18 protein-coding genes are annotated in these 20,454 nt (G+C 40.0%); 13 read left to right on the forward strand and 5 right to left on the reverse strand.

What is annotated here, in order from left to right; translation table 11 throughout:
• Positions 1-117: 117 nt before the first annotated feature.
• The 8 genes from dnaE (at position 118) to GGQ60_RS09710 (ending at position 10,010) form a co-directional block, all read left to right on the forward strand.
• On the forward strand, positions 118-4,551 hold the full coding sequence (gene dnaE, locus GGQ60_RS09675; protein WP_183762954.1) for a DNA polymerase III subunit alpha: 4,434 nt from the start codon (positions 118-120) through the stop codon (positions 4,549-4,551).
• 155 nt (positions 4,552-4,706) lie between these two features.
• Positions 4,707-5,027: a thioredoxin gene (gene trxA / locus GGQ60_RS09680; protein ID WP_183762957.1), complete on the forward strand. Its 321-nt coding sequence runs from the start codon at positions 4,707-4,709 to the stop codon at positions 5,025-5,027.
• Positions 5,028-5,153: 126 nt separating this feature from the next.
• Entirely contained in the window at positions 5,154-6,371 is a 1,218-nt protein-coding gene (locus GGQ60_RS09685) for a PQQ-dependent sugar dehydrogenase (RefSeq protein WP_183762960.1), read from the forward strand.
• 255 nt (positions 6,372-6,626) lie between these two features.
• Positions 6,627-7,346 carry a M15 family metallopeptidase gene (locus tag GGQ60_RS09690; protein ID WP_221235921.1) on the forward strand — a complete coding sequence of 240 codons (720 nt, stop codon included), beginning with the start codon at positions 6,627-6,629 and terminating at the stop codon, positions 7,344-7,346.
• Positions 7,336-7,863, forward strand: coding sequence for a hypothetical protein (locus GGQ60_RS09695; protein WP_183762962.1), 528 nt, complete (start codon positions 7,336-7,338; stop codon positions 7,861-7,863). The genes GGQ60_RS09690 and GGQ60_RS09695 overlap by 11 nt, the downstream gene beginning before the upstream one ends.
• Before the next feature lie 178 nt (positions 7,864-8,041).
• Positions 8,042-8,959 (forward strand): DUF58 domain-containing protein, encoded by a 918-nt coding sequence (locus GGQ60_RS09700; RefSeq protein WP_183762965.1) that lies wholly within the window; start codon positions 8,042-8,044, stop codon positions 8,957-8,959.
• A gap of 66 nt (positions 8,960-9,025) precedes the next feature.
• Entirely contained in the window at positions 9,026-9,487 is a 462-nt protein-coding gene (locus tag GGQ60_RS09705) for a redoxin domain-containing protein (protein ID WP_183762968.1), read from the forward strand.
• 4 nt (positions 9,488-9,491) lie between these two features.
• Complete coding sequence (locus GGQ60_RS09710) at positions 9,492-10,010, forward strand: DsbA family protein (RefSeq protein WP_183762971.1); 519 nt, start codon at positions 9,492-9,494, stop codon at positions 10,008-10,010.
• A gap of 68 nt (positions 10,011-10,078) precedes the next feature.
• On the opposite strand, the gene GGQ60_RS09715 is transcribed toward GGQ60_RS09710, so the two are convergent.
• Positions 10,079-11,029, reverse strand: a complete 951-nt coding sequence (locus GGQ60_RS09715; protein ID WP_183762974.1) for a chitinase — start codon at positions 11,027-11,029, stop codon at positions 10,079-10,081.
• Positions 11,030-11,380: 351 nt separating this feature from the next.
• Between GGQ60_RS09715 and GGQ60_RS09720 the strand changes: the two genes are divergently transcribed.
• Positions 11,381-13,117, forward strand: coding sequence for a thiamine pyrophosphate-dependent enzyme (locus GGQ60_RS09720; RefSeq protein ID WP_183762977.1), 1,737 nt, complete (start codon positions 11,381-11,383; stop codon positions 13,115-13,117).
• A gap of 165 nt (positions 13,118-13,282) precedes the next feature.
• On the opposite strand, the gene hppD is transcribed toward GGQ60_RS09720, so the two are convergent.
• The gene (gene hppD, locus GGQ60_RS09725) at positions 13,283-14,413 is read right to left on the reverse strand and encodes a 4-hydroxyphenylpyruvate dioxygenase (protein WP_183762980.1); all 1,131 of its coding nucleotides are present in this window, start codon (positions 14,411-14,413) and stop codon (positions 13,283-13,285) included.
• Positions 14,414-14,588: 175 nt separating this feature from the next.
• Positions 14,589-15,749, reverse strand: a complete 1,161-nt coding sequence (locus GGQ60_RS09730) for a homogentisate 1,2-dioxygenase (protein ID WP_183762982.1) — start codon at positions 15,747-15,749, stop codon at positions 14,589-14,591.
• 278 nt (positions 15,750-16,027) lie between these two features.
• Between GGQ60_RS09730 and GGQ60_RS09735 the strand changes: the two genes are divergently transcribed.
• The 4 genes from GGQ60_RS09735 to GGQ60_RS09750 all read left to right on the forward strand — a co-directional run bounded on the left by GGQ60_RS09735 (position 16,028) and on the right by GGQ60_RS09750 (position 19,298).
• Complete coding sequence (locus GGQ60_RS09735) at positions 16,028-16,483, forward strand: hypothetical protein (RefSeq protein ID WP_183762985.1); 456 nt, start codon at positions 16,028-16,030, stop codon at positions 16,481-16,483.
• Positions 16,484-16,550: 67 nt separating this feature from the next.
• Positions 16,551-17,555 carry a fumarylacetoacetate hydrolase family protein gene (locus GGQ60_RS09740; protein WP_183762988.1) on the forward strand — a complete coding sequence of 335 codons (1,005 nt, stop codon included), beginning with the start codon at positions 16,551-16,553 and terminating at the stop codon, positions 17,553-17,555.
• Between the two features lie 227 nt (positions 17,556-17,782).
• A complete protein-coding gene (locus tag GGQ60_RS09745; RefSeq protein ID WP_183762991.1) occupies positions 17,783-18,670 on the forward strand; it encodes a flavin reductase family protein in 888 nt (295 codons plus the stop codon).
• A 22-nt stretch (positions 18,671-18,692) separates the two neighbouring features.
• On the forward strand, positions 18,693-19,298 hold the full coding sequence (locus tag GGQ60_RS09750) for a YdeI/OmpD-associated family protein (RefSeq protein WP_183762994.1): 606 nt from the start codon (positions 18,693-18,695) through the stop codon (positions 19,296-19,298).
• Positions 19,299-19,370: 72 nt separating this feature from the next.
• Here GGQ60_RS09750 and GGQ60_RS09755 read toward each other — a convergent pair whose 3' ends face one another.
• Both GGQ60_RS09755 and GGQ60_RS09760 read right to left on the reverse strand, forming a co-directional pair.
• Complete coding sequence (locus GGQ60_RS09755) at positions 19,371-19,916, reverse strand: C40 family peptidase (RefSeq protein WP_183762997.1); 546 nt, start codon at positions 19,914-19,916, stop codon at positions 19,371-19,373.
• 115 nt (positions 19,917-20,031) lie between these two features.
• Complete coding sequence (locus GGQ60_RS09760) at positions 20,032-20,406, reverse strand: DUF4870 domain-containing protein (protein WP_183763000.1); 375 nt, start codon at positions 20,404-20,406, stop codon at positions 20,032-20,034.
• Between the last annotated feature and the right edge of the window lie 48 nt (positions 20,407-20,454).

Genomic DNA, 20,454 nt, shown 5'->3' on the forward strand with positions numbered 1-20,454 from the left:
CAAACTCAGTTTATCCGTCATATTTTGTTGATAAAATGATGACAGCATCGGCCATCAAATTCCCTATTTTTGAAGAACCGTTATTTCGCTTAAACGGTTAATTCTTTACCGCACCATATGTACTTAATTTTTGATACTGAAACCACGGGTTTGCCCCGCAATTACAATGCACCCATTACCGATACGGATAACTGGCCGCGCTGTATACAGATTGCCTGGCAATTGCATGATGAGATGGGGAGATTGGTTGAACATCAGGATTATCTGGTAAAACCGGAGGGATTTAATATTCCTTATGATGCAGAACGGATTCATGGTATTTCTACAGAATTGGCAACCGAACAGGGCATCGGTTTTGACGAAATGCTGGCCAGGTTTAATGAAGTTTTAAACAAGGCAAAATTTATTGTCGGCCAGAATATTGGTTTCGATGTTAACATTATGGGTTGCGAGTTTCACCGTTTTGGTGTAGCCAACCGGCTGGCAGAAATGCCTGTTTTAGATACCTGTACGGAAGTAACCGCCCAGCTATTACAGTTGCCTGGAGGTAGGGGAGGTAAATTTAAACTGCCAACCTTAACCGAGCTGCATTCTTATTTATTCGGTGTTCCTTTTAGTGAAGCCCACAATGCAACTGCCGATGTGGAAGCCACCACCCGCTGTTTTCTGGAACTGGTAAAAAGAGAGGTTTTCAAAAAAGAAGAATTACTGGTTGATGCAGAGTATTTTCCGCGTTTCAGGGAGGTAAACCCTGGCCTGATTGAGGGGATTGGCTTACAGCACATCAATTTAAAAGCGGCCTCTGATGAAATCCGCAAACGCCAGCAAAAAACTGAAGGTTCCGGGATTTCCAAACAGGCTCTTACCGATAACAGGCATGAGCTCGCAGCGGCAACTTTTGTGCACCTGCATAATCACACCCAGTTTTCGGTATTACAGAGTACCATCAGTATTCCTGATCTGGTAAAAGCCGCTGCTGCGCAAAAAATGCCTGCAGTGGCCATGACCGATCATGCCAATATGATGGGGGCTTTCCACTTTGTTAACCAGGTTTTAAACCATAACAAAGCAGCTGAAGCTAAAAATGCTGCTGCAATTGAAGCTGGCGAGCGCCCTACAGAGGTGATCATGACACCGATTGTAGGGGTAGAATTTTTTGTTTGTAATGACCATACAGACCGTACTACAAAAGATAACGGTTACCAGATGGTGTTACTGGCAAAGAATAAAAAAGGCTACCACAATTTGGCTAAAATGTCGTCTATTGCCTATACAAAAGGCTTTTATTACGTTCCGCGTATCGATAGAGGGATAATTGAACAATATAAAGACGATATTATTGTCCTTTCCGGAAACCTTTCGGGAGAAATTTCGAATAAAATATTAAACCTCGGCGAAAATCAGGCAGAAGAAGCCTTACTCTGGTGGAAGGCCCAGTTTGGCGATGATTTTTATATCGAGGTAATGCGTCACAACCAGGAAGATGAAGACCGTGTAAACGAAACTTTAATTGCCCTGGCTAATAAACATGCGGTTAAACTGGTTGCTACCAATAATACCTATTATGTAAATAAAAAGGATGCCAATGCGCATGATATTTTACTCTGTGTAAAAGACGGTGAGAAGCAGGCTACACCGATAGGCCGTGGCCGTGGCTACCGTTATGGTTTACCTAATCAGGAATATTATTTTAAATCGGCTGACGAAATGAAGGCGCTTTTTGCCGACTTGCCCGAAGCGATACTGAATATCCAGGAGATTCTTGATAAAATTGAAACCTATAAACTTGCCCGCGAGGTACTTTTGCCTAAATTCGATATCCCTGATGAATTTTTGGTTGCCGAAGATGAAGCCGATGGTGGCAAACGCGGAGAGAACAAGTTTTTAAGGCATTTAACTTACGAAGGTGCCAAACGGCGTTACGGAACTTTAACCGACGATGTAATAGAGCGTTTGGATTTCGAGCTGGCTACGATTGAAAAAACCGGTTATCCGGGTTACTTTCTGATTGTACAGGATTTTATTGCTGAAGCGCGAAACCTTGATGTATCGGTAGGTCCGGGCAGGGGATCAGCAGCCGGTTCGGCAGTGGCCTATTGCTTGGGGATTACCAATATTGACCCGATTAAATACGACCTGCTTTTTGAGCGTTTCTTAAACCCGGATCGTGTATCCATGCCCGATATCGATATCGACTTTGACGATGAGGGGCGTGGCCGTGTAATGGATTACGTAATTAACAAATACGGTGCTAACCAGGTAGCGCAGATCATTACTTACGGTACCATGGCAGCCAAATCATCTATCCGCGATACGGCGCGGGTATTGGACCTGCCTTTGTTCGAGGCTGATAAAATTGCGAAGCTGATCCCTAATATGAAGCTCGCTAAAATCTTTAACCTCGACGAGAAGAGTTTGAAGGATGCTTTACGCCCTGATGAATACGAGAAAGTAGTAGAGTTGAAAAATCTGGGCAGCCAGAAGGATTTAAGTGCCGAAACTATTCAGCAGGCGCAGGTTTTGGAAGGATCGTTAAGGAATACCGGTATCCACGCCTGTGGGGTAATTATTACACCCAGCGATATTACCAACTTCGTTCCCGTTTCGGTTGCCAAAGATTCTGATTTATACGTTACCCAGTTTGATAACTCGGTGGTAGAAAGTGCCGGTTTATTAAAAATGGACTTCCTGGGGTTAAAAACGTTAACCCTCATCAAGGATACGGTCAAACTGGTGAAGAAAAGGCATGGTATCGATCTCAACCCGGATAATTTTCCGATTGACGATGTCATGACCTACGAACTTTTCCAGCGTGGCGAAACCATCGGGATTTTCCAGTACGAGAGTCCGGGTATGCAGAAGTACATGAAAGAACTTAAGCCAACGGTTTTCGACGATTTAATTGCCATGAACGCTTTATACCGTCCGGGCCCTATGGAGTATATTCCAAGTTTCGTACGCCGTAAAAATGGTGAGGAAGAAATTAAATACGATCTGGATGCCTGCGAAGAATACCTGAAAGAAACATATGGTATTACCGTTTACCAGGAGCAGGTAATGCTTTTATCTCAGAAACTGGCCGGATTTACCAAAGGTGAGGCCGACGTTCTCCGTAAGGCGATGGGTAAGAAGCAGAAAGACGTTCTGGATAAGATGAAGCCTAAATTTGTAAAGCAAGCTTCGGAAAAAGGCCATGATGCAACCATTTTAGAGAAAATCTGGAAAGACTGGGAAGCATTTGCATCTTACGCTTTCAACAAATCGCACTCCACCTGTTATGCCTGGATTGCTTATCAAACGGCTTATCTAAAGGCACATTACCCTGCTGAATACATGGCTGCGGTACTTTCCAACAACATGAGCGATATTAAGCAGGTGGCTTTCTTTATGGAAGAATGCCGGCAAATGGGGGTTACCGTATTAGGGCCGGATGTAAACGAATCTGACCTTAAATTCTCGGTTAACGCCAAAGGAGAAGTCCGTTTTGGGATGTCGGCTGTAAAAGGTGTGGGCGAAAAAGCGGTAGAAAGTATTATCGAGGAACGGAATGGCAACGGCCCTTATGCCAGCGTGTACGATTTTGCAAAACGTTCCAATACCCGTATTGTAAATAAAAAAGCGTACGAGAGTTTTGTGTACAGCGGTGCTTTCGATGCCTTCGGCGGGCACAGGGCACAATATTTCTACATCGGTCCGAACGATAAGATGAACGGCATAGAGAAAATTATCAAATATGCCAACGATTTCCAGAACAACGAAAGTACCTCCCAGGCTTCTTTGTTCGGAGGATCTAAAGCCGATCTCATTTTGGAACCTACTTTACCTGTATCGCCGGAATGGGCCTTGATGGACCGCCTGAAATACGAAAAGGATGCCATCGGCATTTTCCTTTCCGGCCATCCGTTGGATAACTATAAGCTCGAACTGGATAAATTCTGTACCCACAGTGTCAGACAGCTCAGTATCATTAACAAAGTGCGAATGGGCGATAGTAATGAAGAAGTACTTGCTGAGTTTGAGAAACTGAAAAACCGTGAACTCTGCGTAGGCGGTTTGGTGGTAACTGCATCGCAACGCATTACCAAAACAGGTAAGCCTTTCGGTACCTTTGTTTTCGAAGATTACGATGATGCCTGTGAAATGGCCCTTTTCGGTGAGGATTTCCTGAAGTTTAAATCGTTTTTAACCGAAGGCTATTTCTTGCAGATCAGGGGCAGGGTAGGCGAGCGTTTCGGGAAGGCCGGCGACTGGGAATTTAAAATTACTGCGATTAATCTCATGTCCGAACTGCGCGATAAATTGGCTAAAAGTTTAACCATTCAGGTGCCTATCGAGCGGGTTAATGATCAGCTAATGAAGGAGATTGAAGCAATATTAGCAGACAATAAGGCAAATTCTGAGCAGCAAAACTGCCAACTTAACTTTGCTGTTTTTGATAGCGAAAAACAGATTATGCTCGATTTACCATCAAAAAATTTAAAAATAAACCCCAATAACAAGTTCCTGGAACAATTAATGGGAATGAATGTGGTAAATTACAAGCTGAACTAGGGGATAAGGCCTTAGGTTTAAGGTGGAAGCTTAAAGCGCCTAAACCTTATACCTTTCACCTTTAAGCCCTTTACCTCAAAATAATGTCAAATTGACATTACAGATGTGTTGGCATTACAATTGAATACATATATTTGAAAATAAAAAAAACAGTTATGGCATTAGAAATCACAGATGCAAACTTCGAGGAGCTTGTATTAAAATCAGATAAACCCGTATTGGTAGATTTTTGGGCAGAATGGTGTGGCCCTTGTCGCATGGTTGGTCCGGTAGTAGAAGAAATCGCTAAAGAATATGACGGTAAAGCGGTAGTTGGAAAAGTAAACGTTGATAATAACCCTCAAATTTCGATGCAGTTTGGTATCCGCAACATCCCTGCTTTATTATACTTTAAAGACGGACAGGTAGTTGACAAGCAAGTTGGTGCTGTTCCAAAATCAATTTTAGCAGATAAATTAAACAAGCAATTGGTTTAATTTAAGCTTAAAGTAAAAAGGTCAAAGCCTAAAGGCTTGTAACATATTTAAAACCCAGGTTCATTTAATGGATCTGGGTTTTTTATTGTAAACATAATTTTGTTTCTTTATTTAAAAAACTCAAATATGTCGGTTAACTTATTTAGCAATAAAAATTTAAGCATTTTATTAACGGGTTTGGCCCTTAACTGTATAAATATTTCATGTGTGGAAGCACAGAATCCTGTTGAAACCAACCAGCCATCTGCCGATTTTAAACCTGCTTTTGCCGGGCAAACCAGAATTGCAGGTGTTAAAACCAAAACTCCTTTGGATATTTCGGTCATTAACGAAAAGCTTGAAAATCCATGGGCAATTTCGGTACTTCCCAATGGTGGTTTCCTGATTACCCAAAAGCAGGGCACCATGGTGATCCTTACAGCTGATGGAAAATTGAGTAAAAAGATTACAGGTTTGCCAAAGGTAGATCCATCCGGGCAGGGCGGCTTACTGGATGTAACCTTAGATCCCAACTTTGCAAAAAACAGGTTGATTTACTGGGCTTATTCAGAACCACAGAAAGAGGGTGTTTTATTGGCCATTGCCAAAGGTAAATTGGCCGCAAATGAAACATCTGTTGAAAACCAAACCGTTATTTACCGTGCTACACCTGCTTATGGCGGTAAACTTCAGTACGGATCGAGAATCGTTTTCGATAAAAACGGAAATTTATTTGTAAGTACAGGCGAACGTTCTGGAAGTGATATCAGAATACAGGCACAATATTTAAATTCTTCGTTGGGTAAAATTTTACATCTTACACCAGAGGGTAAGGCGGTTGCTAACGGACCATTTGCCGGTAAAGCCGATGCCCGACCTGAAATTTATGCCTACGGGCTTCGTAACCCGGATGGTTTGGCCATTAATCCCTCAACCGGTGATTTGTGGGAGGCAGAATTTGGCCCTAAAGGAGGCGATGAAGTAAACATTATTAAACCCGGCAAAAATTATGGTTGGCCAATCATCACTTACGGAACGGAGTACAGCGGTAAAAAAGTGGGCGACGGTATAACGCAGAAAGAAGGTATGGAACAACCGGTTTACTACTGGAATCCGAGTATCTCGCCCGGTTGCATAGCTTTTTATAACGGCAACAGTATAGCCGAGTGGAAGGGCAATTTGTTTGTAGGTGGGTTAAGTGGTTCGCACATTATCCGCTTGGTGATAAAAGATGATAAAATTGTTGGCGAAGAGCGCTTGCTTGAAGGTAAAGGCGAACGTTTTCGCGATATGGCCGAAGGAAAGGATGGAGCGCTTTATTCGGTAACCGATAACGGACATTTATATCGAATTGCGAAGAAGTAAATCGAAAATATTTTTAATGCTACACCCGCAGGTTTTAAAACTTGCGGGTGTTTTTTTATATCGTGGGCAAACCTAGCAGCTGTATAATCTTTTAGGAATGTCAAGTCGAGCTTGTCGAATTGCCTTATTAAATGACTGGATCGTTTAAACCTACTCGGTTTTGATTTAATTATGGCATTCTAATTGCTATGCATTTATTGTTCCCTATTATTTTATTGTGATTTAATAATTAATTATCAAACCATTAATAATTTAATGATGGAATATTCTTTAAAAGAAAAAAGGAATGCCGGTATTTTATTTACTTTTTATGATCCTTTTAAATTATTTCGAGGCCTGAGCTCATGCTCATTTCCTGGTTCTTCAATAATTTTGATTATTGATACTATTCATAAAAATTATATAGTACAAAAAAAATCAGCAAGGGGTGGAGTAGATATCGATTATTATTTTCTTGATTCTGGTATGTTCTGGGATAGAAGAAAAAGTATAAAGTTTAATAAAAAAACAAACTCTTTGTTGTTAATTGTTGAAGATGGATTACCTAGATATTTAAGACCAACTTGGGATGACATAACAAATAAAAGGATTTTAACCTTGGATAAGAGGTTACAAAACCCTGCAAGAGAATTTATCAATACGGTTGAAGAAGAACTCGGGATACAATTAAGAATTGTACAGGCTTTAAGAACTATCGCTGAACAAAATGCACTTTATAACCAAGGTCGAACAACACCTGGCAACATTGTTACTAAAGCAAAAGGAGGCTCAAGTTATCATAATTATGCTTTGGCTATGGATGTGGTAATTGTAAAAGATGGACAGGCGGTTTGGAGTATTTTGCCTAAAGAGGTAGTTAAAATTGGAGAAGAACTTGGATTTGAATGGGGAGGTAATTGGAAAGGTTTTAAAGACTATCCCCACTTCCAGATGACTTTTGGAAAAAGTATCAGGGATTTAAAAAATGAAAAATAGTATGAAAAGACTTTTAATATGTTTGATTGCGCTTATTTATAGCAGTAATGTTTTTGCAGCTAGTAAAAGTTCAATCAACTATACTATTGATACTTCGGCCGTAATTAGAAAAATCCAATCAGATTTCTTGTCGATTAATAAAAAGCTGAAACTTTATAAAAAGAAAACAAAAGACGCTTTTGGGATGTCGGCAGAAGGCGGTAAAGTAACCGGCTATTATAGTAAAGGCTTGCTTAAAAAGATACATTGCATTTTTTATGGAGAAACTGGAAAGGTCGAATCTGATTATTATTTCAACGAAAATGGCCTGTTCTTTTTGTATAAGAAAGAAGTGTTTTACGATAAGCCGATATATCTAAAAGATTTTAAAACCAAAAATATTGTAGAAATACGCTATTATTTATTTGATAATCAGATAATTAGAAAATTAACCAAATCTAATACCTCATCAGTATTATCTTTCAAGGAAATAAAAGCAGAGCTGAAACCAATTATGGGTGTTTTAAATGAAAAATAGGTTTTTCAAGGACTGTTAATAAAAATCCTAACATTGAGTTCAGGATTTTTTTTGAGCTATACGCTCAACTTTTCAGATCACTTTTGGTTTTGCCCTTATCTTGTGCCTGACTTTTGAAACTTCGCAAGTGTTAGCTAATTTTCCGTTTTTTTAATAAATCTTTTATTAGCTTTACCCTATGCAGGTTGTAAACTATGAAAACGAAACAAGCTATGGTAATTTAGAATTGCTTGCCATGCAGGTAGTGGAAGGTTTTATTACAGGCTTGCATAAAAGCCCGTTCCATGGTTTTTCGGTCGAATTTGCCGAACACCGCCAATATAATAACGGCGATAATGTTAAAAATATCGACTGGAAGTTATATGCCAAAACCGATAAACTTTACAGCAAACGTTTCGAAGAAGAAACCAATCTGCGTTGCCAGTTTGTAATTGATGTTTCCTCGTCAATGTATTTTCCTGAGCCTAAAAAAAACAAACTGACCTTCTCTATACAGGCTGTAGCATCTTTAATGTACCTCTTAAAGAAACAACGCGATGCTTTCGGGTTAAGCTTATTTACCGATGAGATCTTATTAAATTCGCCTGCAAAATCGACAACGGTTCATCAAAAATATTTATTTACCCAGCTGGAACAGCTGTTGCAGAAACCAAAGGTAAATGCACAGACCAATTTAAGCGAGGCATTGCATCAAGTGGCAGAATTGATCCACAAACGATCTTTGGTAATTATCTTCAGCGACCTCTTTAATACGCAAACCAGCGCCGATAAAACAGATCAATTTTTTGATTCGCTGCAACACCTTAAGTTTAACAAACACGAGGTGGTGGTTTTTAATGTGGTTGATAAAACCAAAGAGATAGACTTTAATTTTGAAAACCGCCCCTATCAGTTTATTGATATGGAAACCGGCGAAACGATAAAAGTACATACCAACCAGGTTAAAGAGAATTACACTGCTGCGGTTTCTGCTTACCGGCAGCAGGTTGCGCTAAAATGTGCCCAATATAAAATCGACTTAATTGATGCTGATATAAATGAAGGATTTTATCCCATCCTTCAGTCTTATTTAATCAAACGACAAAAATTAGGTTGATATTTGTTACAAACAACGCTGTTTTAGCGCTGTTTATTTAGTGATTTAAATTTTAAACTACCCGATATGTTAGAAAAAGGCGCTATAGCACCAGATTTCGAGTTGAATGCTACCCCCGATCAGAAAATAAAACTTAAAGATTTTAAAGGTAAAAACGTAATCCTGGCCTTTTATCCGGCCGATTGGAGCCCGGTATGCAGCGATCAGATGGCCCTTTACAATGAAATGCTTAATTATTTCAGCAAATACGATGCGCAGATTTTCGGGATTTCGGTTGATAGCGTTTGGTGTCACCTGGCCTTCCAGGAAAACAGAAAGTTACATTTCCCACTTTTGGCCGATTTTGAGCCTAAAGGAGCAGTCTCGAAAGCTTATGGCGTGTACGATGATGAAGTTGGAGAAAGCAAAAGAGCATTATTTGTGATTGATAAAGAGGGAAAAATTGCCTGGAGTTATTTAGCGCCTTTAGCCGTTAATCCTGGTGCCGATGGCATTTTGGATGCATTGGAAGAATTAAATAAGAAATAAAGCGATGAGTGTATTAAAACCCGAAATAAACGATCAGGATCATATTCAAGGAAATGATTCGGCAAGTGTGACCATTGTGGAGTTTGGCGATTACCAATGTCCGTACTGTGGGGATGCTTATCCTATCATGAAAGAAATTGAAGAAACTTTTGGCGATCAGATCAAATTTGTTTTCCGCCATTTTCCTTTGGCCAATGCACACCAATATGCTTTTCCCGCAGCCATTGCGGCCGAAGCAGCTGCGTTACAGGGTAAGTTTTGGGAAATGCACGATGCGCTTTACGAAAACCAATACCGTTTAAATGCCAAACTATTTGACGAACTGGCCGAAACCATTGGGTTGGATTTAGAGCAGTTTCAGAAAGATAGTGCTTCTGAAGCGATCAAAGCCAGAATAGAAGATCATTTCGATAGTGGCATACGTAGTGGTGTAAACGGAACCCCATCATTTTATGTAAATGGAACCAAATTTGATGGCGGGGCAGCAGATTTATATCAAATGCTTAAAGAAAGTACGGAGTAATTTTAAAGGAATCGTCATCTCAACCGGAGCCATGCGAAGTGGAGAGATCCATTTATGACAGATTTCTATTAAACCGGAAAAGGTTGCATTTTTGCACAATCGCAATAATAGTCTGAATCTTTTATGTCGAATTTTTTCAAAAAGTACCGGTAAAAGCCCATCCTATCTTTCATTGCCGACATTTCAGTTCCTTTATTGCATTCTAAAGCGCCGTTAACAATATTAATCGTCATTCCGAAACCAGCTTTATAGCCTTTTTGTATTTCAGCTGCCGTTGGTTCCCATTTTCCGGTGATGACATCGTGGCAAGATGGTTTAGTACCTTGTGGTGTCATCCAAAAATAGATTGCAGTTTCAAAAGCAGTTATGGCATCGGTGTTTACCAGGCTTGGGTTTTTAAGTAAAATGTTCTTATCACCAAAAATACAATCTGACGCAAAACCATAATTGCTGTTATAACTCAATTGTATAGGACCCCGTCCGTAATATTTTTTACCGTTTACGGCAGGATAATTTACGTTTGCCGCAATGTAATTAACATTGGTATCTAACTCGTGGTTAAGCATCAAACCGTCGTTATATTTATTATTTATTCCATTACGGGTTTCGTGGGCAATGTGCGCGAAAAATGCTGCAAGTTCTTTTTTATTTACGTTAATATCGTTTGAGCTGCAGAAATCGGTATAATGGATACTGAAAGTGCGGTAAGGCATTGTTTTTGCCCAGGCTTCGTTCCAATCTTGGTCTTGCCTGACCACGGTTTCCTGGCCGGTCCTTTTATCCGTCCGGGTAATTTTATAAATCCATTCGCCCCGTTTTTCAATCCTGATTTTAATAAATGAAAGGGAAGAAACTGCTTTAATGAAAGAAGTGTAGCTGTAAAAATTATTCCGCCGCGGAAAGAAACTATTGAATTGTTTTTCTGAAAAATAATTTTGAACAGTTGATTTTGTTTTGGTGAAGCCGAAATTAAATAAACATAATGCTGAAATTAGCATAACAAGCCATTTGTTTTTCATGATTTAAAGCAGCCAGATCTTATTAAAGTTAACAAAAAACCTCATGTATTTTGCAATACATGAGGTATCAGATAAGGGTAACCGGAAAACTAAAAAACTAATTATGAGTTTTTAGAATTTAACAAAATTGAAATCGCTTCGTGTTTTGTTATTTCAAAGGTGCACTTCATTTATGAAGTTTTAGTGAAGAAAAAATCATCCTGTTGATATCAGGTTGCTTAGCTTATAAATTATTACTTAAAGTTCTTTTGCTGGATCAGAATGATTTCTTTTCTGCTTTTCAACTAAAACAATATCATAACTTTATCTCTTTATTAGGTATATAAAAATCCATGATTAAAAGATATCCACATGAGTAAAAACGTTGCAGAACAACTGGTTGAAATGCTGGTTGAAGTTGGTGTAAAAAGAGTTTATGCAGTTACCGGAGACAGTTTAAATTATTTTAACGATGCGGTAAGAAGAAATGGAAAAATAAAGTGGATCCATGTCCGTAATGAAGAAGCTGGTGCCTTTGCTGCCGCTGCCGAAGCTGAACTTGATGGAATTGCTTGTTGCGCAGGGAGTTGCGGGCCAGGGCATGTGCACCTCATTAATGGTCTTTACGATGCGCACCGCTCTCATGTTCCGGTAATTGTTATTGCATCAACCATCCCTACAAACGAATTTGGAATGGACTTTTTTCAGGAAACCAATACCATTAAATTATTTGACGATTGCAGTTGCTATAACCAGGTAGCCACTACTGCCGAGCAGGCACCAAGAATGTTTCAAACGGCGGTTCAGCATGCCATTCATAAAAAAGGTGTTGCCGTGTTTGGCCTGCCTGGCGATGTAGCACAACTGGATGCGGTAGAAAGTGTAACTTCTATGCAACTCTTCAACAACAAACCGGTGATCCGCCCATCAGACCCGGAATTAAATGAGCTATCCACTTTGCTCAACGGCGAAAAGAAAATAATGATATTTTGTGGGATAGGCGCTGCCGATGCACATGATGAAGTGGTGGCGCTTGCTGCTAAATTAAAGGCACCGGTTGGATTTTCTTTCCGTGGCAAAATGGGCATCCAGTACGATAATCCTTATGAGGTTGGCATGACGGGGCTTCTGGGGCAGCCATCTGGTTATCATGCCATGCACGAGGCTGACGTGGTCTTTTTGCTCGGAACTGATTTTCCTTATGTAAACTTCATGCCCGTAAAAAATAAGATTGTGCAGATCGACGAAAAACCAGAACGTTTGGGCCGACGGGCAAAACTTACCATGGGTTTATGTGGAAACATCGGCGATTCGATCAAAGCATTGTTACCCCTTATCACCGAAAAGAAAGATGATAGTTTCTTAAAAACGCAACTTGAATTTTACCGCAAAGTGAAAGAAACGCAACAGGTTTATGTAAAAGATCAGGGAGAGAAAAATAAAATACAACCCGAATATGTAGCTGAAACCATTAACCGCTTAGCGGCCAACGATGCTATTTTTACGGTAGATACCGGTATGTGCTGCGTGTGGGGAGCACGTTTTATCGATGCGACAGGCAAACGCAAAATGCTGGGTTCATTTAACCATGGCTCTATGGCCAATGCAATGCCAATGGCTATTGGTGCTGCATTGGCACATCCAGAACAACAAGTAATTGCGCTTTGCGGTGATGGAGGCTTATCCATGCTCTTAGGCGATCTTGCCACAATTAAACAATATAATCTTCCTTTAAAGCTGATTGTGTTTAATAACAGAGCCCTTGGAATGGTAAAACTGGAAATGGAAGTTGACGGTTTACCAGACAATGAAACGGATATGATCAATCCTGATTTTGCATTGGTAGCGCAGGCCATGGGATTTAAAGGAATAACAGTAGCTGAACCCGAAGCAGTGGAAACTGCAATCACTCATGCGTTAAATGAAGAAGGACCGGTTTTATTAAATATTATGACCAATCCGAACGCACTGGCCATGCCGCCTAAAATTGAATGGGCACAAATTAAAGGAATGACCGAATCGATGGCGAAATTGATGCTCGGTGGAAAAATGAGTGAAGTTTTGGATACAATAAAATCGAATTATAAACACCTGGGTGAGGTGTTATAGGTATAATTAGCCGTCATCTCGATTGAAACATAGTGGAATGCCTGCCCGTACAGGTGGGGAGAGATCTATCTCAAGACAGATTTAGCTTCCCTGAGCCTTCGGGTTCTTGACTACCCTATGCTTCGCCCGAAATGACGGACTTTTTAGAATTTTATAACATACTGACTATAAATTACCTCTTAATTCTTGCTCACGTTCTAAAGATTCAAATAACGCCTTAAAGTTACCTGCGCCAAAACTCTGTGCACCTTTACGCTGAATAATCTCAAAGAACAACGTAGGACGGTCTTCTACCGGTTTGGTAAAAATCTGCAAAAGGTAACCTTCTTCGTCACAATCAACCAAAATACCAAGGCTTTCCAGAAGGGAAATTTCTTCATCAATTTTACCTACACGTGCAGGCATCATGTCATAATAAGCTTCTGGTGGAGCACTTAAAAACTCAACCCCACGTGATTTTAATTCTTTTACTGTTTTTACAATATCTTTTGTGGCTACCGCAATGTGTTGTACACCTTCTCCTTCATAATATTCCAGGTATTCTTCAATCTGCGATTTCTTTTTCCCTTCAGCAGGTTCGTTGATCGGAAATTTCGAATAACCGTTGCCATTGCTCATCACTTTGCTCATTAACGCCGAATATTCGGTATTGATCTGTTTATCATCAAAAGAAAGGATGTTTACAAAACCCATTACTTCCTCATACCATTTTACAGCTTCATTCATTCGGTTCCAGCCCACGTTACCCACACAATGGTCAATATATAGGAGACCGGTATCTGCAGGTTGGTAATCGCTTTCCCACACACGGTAACCCGGCATAAAGGTTCCGGTGTAGTTTTTACGTTCAATAAACATGTGCACGGTTTCGCCATAGGTGTAAATACCGCTCATTTTAACTTCGCCATGTTCATCTGTAAGGGTTTTAGGCTCCATGTATGGCTTAGCTCCCCGTTTTGTGGTTTCTTCAAATGCGCTATAGGCATCATCAACCCAAAGCGCCAATACTTTTACACCGTCGCCATGTTTTTTTACATGTTCTGATATTGGATGGTCAGATTTTAAGGCCGTGGTTAAGATCAGCCTGATTTTACCCTGTTGCAATACATACGACGAACGATCGCGTACGCCAGTTTCTGGTCCGGCATAAGCCAGGCTCTGAAACCCAAATGCTGTTTTGTAATAGTGAGCGGCCTGCTTGGCATTACCTACATAAAATTCGATATAATCTGTTCCGTTAATAGGCAGAAAATCTGGTGCTTTAGAAATTTTTTCTGCGAATGTTTGTGTTTCCATTTGTTTGTTGTTATTTAAGTCCGATGTCGGAGGTCCGAAGTCGGAAGTGATATGATCTTATTAGGAATTTAAAAGTTGATCTTAGGTTATTATTTATTCTCTATTTCTATGCAATTGATCTTCGGACCTCGGTCTCCGGACTTCCGGCTATAGACTTCGGACTCAAGACTCCCAGTTATCCTTCCTGCCAGCTTTTGTGATAATTTTCGTCCTCTATATCCAAAGCATCCTGCGTAAGCATTAAAGGTTTAAAAGGATCGATCATAACCGCCAGTTCATCCGTTTTTTCTTTTCCTATCGATTTTTCTACCGTTCCGGGGTGTGGACCATGCGGAATACCGCCCGGATGTAAGGTAATCTGCCCTTTAACCACACTTTTGCGGCTCATAAAATCGCCGTCAACATAATAAAGTACTTCATCACTATCTACGTTACTATGGTTATAAGGTGCCGGGATCGAATCGGGATGGTAATCGTATTTGCGAGGTACAAATGAGCAGACCACAAAATTGTGTCCTTCAAAAGTTTGGTGTACCGGAGGGGGCTGGTGCAGGCGGCCAGTTATGGGTTCAAAATCATGGATCGAGAAGGCATAAGGGTAATGGTAGCCATCCCAACCAACATAATCAAAAGGATGTGTGCCGTAAGTGTACGGATAAATTAATCCCTGTTTTTTGATCAATATTTTAAAATCGCCATATTCATCATGTGTCTGCAGGTTTTCAGGTAACCTTAAATCACGCTCACAATAGGGCGAATGCTCCATTAACTGTCCAAATTGGTTTAAATACCTTTTTGGCGACCTCAGAGGACTAAAGCTTTCTACAATAAACAGCCTGTTTTCCTCAGTGTCAAATTCCATTTGGTAAATGGTTCCCCTTGGGATAATCAGGTAATCGCCATAGCCAAATTTAATCTCACCAAAGCCAGTTTTCAATTTTCCGGAGCCTTCGTGTACAAAGATCATTTCGTCGGCCTGGCTGTTTTTATAGAAATAATCAGTCATCGATTTTCTTGGCGCAGCCAGCACAATGTGCAGATCGCTGTTTACCAGCACCGGTTTGCGGCTTTTTAAAAAATCGTCCTCCGGTTTAATCCTGTAACCGAGTAAACTGGTGTGTTTCAGGTGTTTTTCTCGGGCAATTTTAGGTTCTACGCTATAAGGTTCTCCTAAATGTTTTACAATGGTTGGCGGATGGCAATGATATACCAGCGAATACAAACTGGAAAAACCTTCGGTTGATACCAATTCTTCGGCATAAAGATTTCCGTCCGGTTTGCGGAAAACCGTATGGCGTTTAGCTGGAATTTGCCCTAATTTGTGATAAATAGGCATAATTAAATGATGTTATGGTTAGAAAGAAAAATCCTAAGAATAAACAATCAAAACGCAAATGCGTTTCAATTCATAAGAAAGGGGCAGATCAATTACAGAGAATATTGTGCCATGATCAGCTTGGAAAGCATCTTATAACGGCGCGCTGCAATGGCATCGTTTACGGGATTAATATGTAATGCTTTTAAGATCATGGTTTTAATGCAACTAAGGTAAGTATTTTATTTAAAAATTGAAATTTTAATTACCTTTAATTACTTACTTATACCACTATCTTAATGAAATTTACTTTTACATGCTTAATTTTTTTCGCGTTGAGTTATGCCGGTTTTGCGCAACAAAAAGCCAAATATAATATTAGGGTTGTTGATCGGAGCGGGCAAGCGGTGAGGGGGATTTTTTATGCTGCATCCGATAATGGCTTAACTGTCATCAGAAACCGGAAGGATACTTTAAAGCTTAGTGCCGATAGCATCAGTGCATTGTATATCCATCGCAGAGGATTGGTAGCCCCGTTAGCCATTGCCGGAGGATTAACGTTTTTTGTACTGGCAGCTAAAAGCGATAAACTTGCAGAATCTGTTGTGCTAATTGCTGCTGGTGTACCTGCAGGCGTCTCGGGCGGATTATTGATCGGGGGATTGCTTTCCAATAAAAAACGTTATCAAGGACTTCAGCCAAAAGATTTTCCGGTAATAAAATCAAGCCTTCAACAATACACTGTATTAAAATAAAAGGTTCTAAGTTTTATTTTGACTAACCTAATTGCTTAGCTTTACCGCGTATTTAACCAAATGATATATGAAACTAGTATCCTATAAAACCGAAGACAGAGAGCATCTTGGTGTGTTTGTAAATGGGCATATCTATAATTTAAATAGCTGCGATAAGCTTATTCCTGATAACATGAACGAATTTTTGCAGGGCGGGGAGGTATTAATGGAAAGGGCAAAACGTATTGATGATCAGATCAAAGAAGGAAGTAGGGAAGCCAAGGAAGAAATTTTTTACGAAATTTTAGCCCCTGTTCCGCACCCCACCAGTTGCAGGGACGGATATGCTTTTAGGCAGCACGTAGCCGCTGCGCGCAGGAACCGCAAGGTTGATATGATTCCGCAGTTTGATGAATATCCGATTTTTTATTTCACCAATCATAATGCCATTCAGGGTACCGGAGAAATTGAATGTATGCCCGATCATTTCGATAAACTCGATTTCGAACTCGAACTGGCTGTTGTTATCGGTAAAAAAGGTAGAAATATTAAAGCTGCAGAGGCTGATGAATATATTGCCGGTTATATGATAATGAATGATATGAGTGCCCGAACCCTGCAGATGGAAGAAATGCTGTTGAATTTAGGCCCGGCTAAAGGAAAAGATTTTTCAACCGTAATTGGTCCATGGTTGGTTACCCCTGACGAATTGATCCAGTATAAAGTTGCGCCAAGTGAAGGCCACGTAGGCAATGTTTACGATCTTAAAATGACCTGCCGCGTAAATGGTATCGAAGTTTCAAAAGGAAACGCCGCCGATATGGATTGGACCTTTGCCGAAATTATTGAACGCTGCGCCTACGGTGTAGACATTCTTCCGGGAGATGTAATCGGTTCAGGAACGGTTGGAACAGGCTGCTTCTTGGAACTGAACGGTACCGGTTTGCTTAACGATCCTAATTATAAGGTACAATGGCTGCAGCCAGGTGATGTAGTGGAGATGGAAATAACAGGCCTGGGTGCCCTAACCAATACCATTACGAAGGCTGATACGGATTTTTCGATTTTAGCTTTGAAGAAAAAATTGAAGTAAATTGTCATCCCTATCCGATAGCCATCGGATTTAGTTGAATATTTTATATAAAAGACGTCATTTCGAGTGGAGTGCGACGAAATCGGGAAACAGCGTAGTGTTCAGCGAGGTTAAATCTGTCAAGGTAGATATCTCTCCATTTCACTGCGTTCCAGTCGAGATGACGTCATTTTTTGACATATAACTCCATATTAAATCTTTCTTCCAACCTTTAACTCAATAAAACCTTGCTATCCTTAAATACCTCCGATCTAACGCCTGTAGAACTGCAAAACTACCTGCAGTATGCTATTGCGCCGCGTCCGATTTGCTTTGCCTCAACGGTAGATGCTGAAGGCAATATCAATTTGAGCCCCTTCAGTTTCTTTAATATGTTCAGTACCAATCCACCAATCTGTATTTTTTCTCCGGCAAGAAGGGTGAGAGATAATACCACCAAGCATACTTTAGAGAATGTTCACCAGGTAAAAGAATGTGTTATCAATATCGTGAATTATGATATGGTACAACAAATGAGCCTGGCCAGTACCGAATATGCAAAAGGGGTAAACGAATTCGAAAAGGCAGGATTTACCATGCTCAAATCAGATCTCGTTCAACCGCCAAGAGTGGCCGAAGCTCCTGTGCAATTGGAGTGTGTGGTAAATGATGTGATTGCCCTTGGAGATAACCATGGGGCAGGAAACCTGGTTCTGGCCGAAATAAAATTAATCCACGTTACCGAAGAAATATTAGATGAAAATGGTAAAATCGATCAGCATAAGATCGATCTTGTTGCTCGTTTGGGCGGCGATTGGTATTGCAGGGTTACAAAGGACAATCTGTTTAAGGTAGCAAAGCCTTTGGCTAAATTGGGTATTGGAGTAGACCGTTTACCACAATCGGTCCGATTTTCGAAAGTATTAACCGGAAACGATTTAGGCATGCTCGGTAATATTGAGCAAATACCCAGCGATGAAGAAATTGACCTGATCAGCACAAATCCGGAGGTTAAAGAAGTTCTTGACGCCACGATTGGCGACAGTACCAACCGCGAAAGGGAGCTACATGAGCTGGCTAAAAAATTCCTTAATATGGGCGAGGTAGAATTTGCTTTAAAGATCGTTTTGCTGTAAATTTATTAACTAAATTTTGTCTATGCATACCATTGTTCAGGTAGATCAATACATTATCAATTCGGCAGAATTTGCCATTCCTATTTTGGATCATTTAAGGAATCTGGTCCATAAAGCCGATGCCCGTATTGAAGAGAAAATTAAATGGGGAATGCCTTTCTTCGATTATAAAGGCACAGTTTGTCACATGGCCTCTTTCAAACATCATTGTGTCTTCGGCTTTTGGAAAGGGTCATTACTGAAAGACGAATATGGGATTTTTAAAGAACGTTCGGAAGCTATGGGCTCATTGGGCAAAATAACTTCTTTTGATGATCTTCCTTCTGATGAAATCCTGATCGCCTATATTCAACAGGCCATTCAGTTAAATGAGGATAACATAAAACTGCCTCCAAAACCAAGAACTGCAGAGAAAAAAGCACTTATAGTACCTGAATATTTTGTGGAAGCATTAAACAAGGTTCCTAAAGCTTTGGCCGTTTTTCAGAATTTTAGCCCTTCAAATAAAAAAGATTATGTATCGTGGCTGGAGGAAGCAAAAACAGAAGCTACCCGGACAAAAAGATTGGAAACTACATTAGAATGGCTTGCAGAAGGTAAAACGAGAATGTGGAAATATAAAAAGTAGGGCTTAATGAAAGATTAGGTTTAGAATGACTGAGTGGATTGAATGAGCTAGGTAGCTTGAACATTCACCTACTTAAAGGATACTTACAATTTTCATGAAACGGGCTTTGTAATGGCCATCAAGATCGGTAATGGTGACCTGATGTGCTTTTCCCGAAGAAGCATGGATGAATTTGATCCCATTTTCATCAATGGAATAAACAATGCCTACATGGCCAATTCTTCTTATCCTCGAATTACTGCCGGTAAAAATCAATACATCACCTACTTTGGCATTTTCCAGGCTGGTTTCTTTACCCACATAACTAAATTCGCGCGAAGACCGGGGAACCTTGAAACCAAAATTACTGAACACATAACTTACAAAACCAGAGCAATCGAAACCAACTTTTGGATTGCTTGTGGCATAACGGTAAGGGATACCTAACATACTTTTAGCAAAATCGATTAAACTTTCAGATTGCTTAGCCGGGGAATTGTTTAATGATTTATCTTCTTTAGGAAGGTTGTTAACCAGCTTTTTAATTAACTCGTGGTATTGGGCAGGAATGATGGTTTGGGCTTTTCCTACCGTGGCAGACAAAATGAAAAACGCAATCAGGACTATTATTTTCTTCATAAGCTTGGACTCAAAGATATAAAAAATATGCAAAGTCGATTAAAATGTTGAAAATGAGTTGAAATAAAAAAGTCCGGATTATTCATCCGGACTTTCAATAAAATATTTGGTTGAGTTAAATGCTTGGAAACATCGTTTGAGCCCTATCGCCAATTAAAGGAATAGGTTTCTTTTCTCCCTGTATCGCGGCAATTAATCCGATAATCCACAATACGAATAGTAAAACCTGAATAACGCGGAGGATGTAATAACTGCCTCCAAAGCCTGTGGCAAAAATTACAGGAATTAAAAATAAGCTTAGGCCCCAACTTATTACGGTTGACACTAAATGGAAAAGAAGTGTTTGTTTTAGATGATAACGGCTTAATTCTGTCTTATTATCTTTATACATGGCAAAATAGGCAATTATCCATCCTATAAACCAAAAGTAACTTACTATTGCAGCACTTTTTCCGTTGTCTGCTGTTTTAAAAGGAGAATTTGTTTCCATAGATTTTTTTAGTTTTTCGATTACAGCTGTAAATTACTAAAAAATTAT

This window comes from Pedobacter zeae, assembly GCF_014196715.1.
GTDB classification, from domain to species: domain Bacteria; phylum Bacteroidota; class Bacteroidia; order Sphingobacteriales; family Sphingobacteriaceae; genus Pedobacter; species Pedobacter zeae.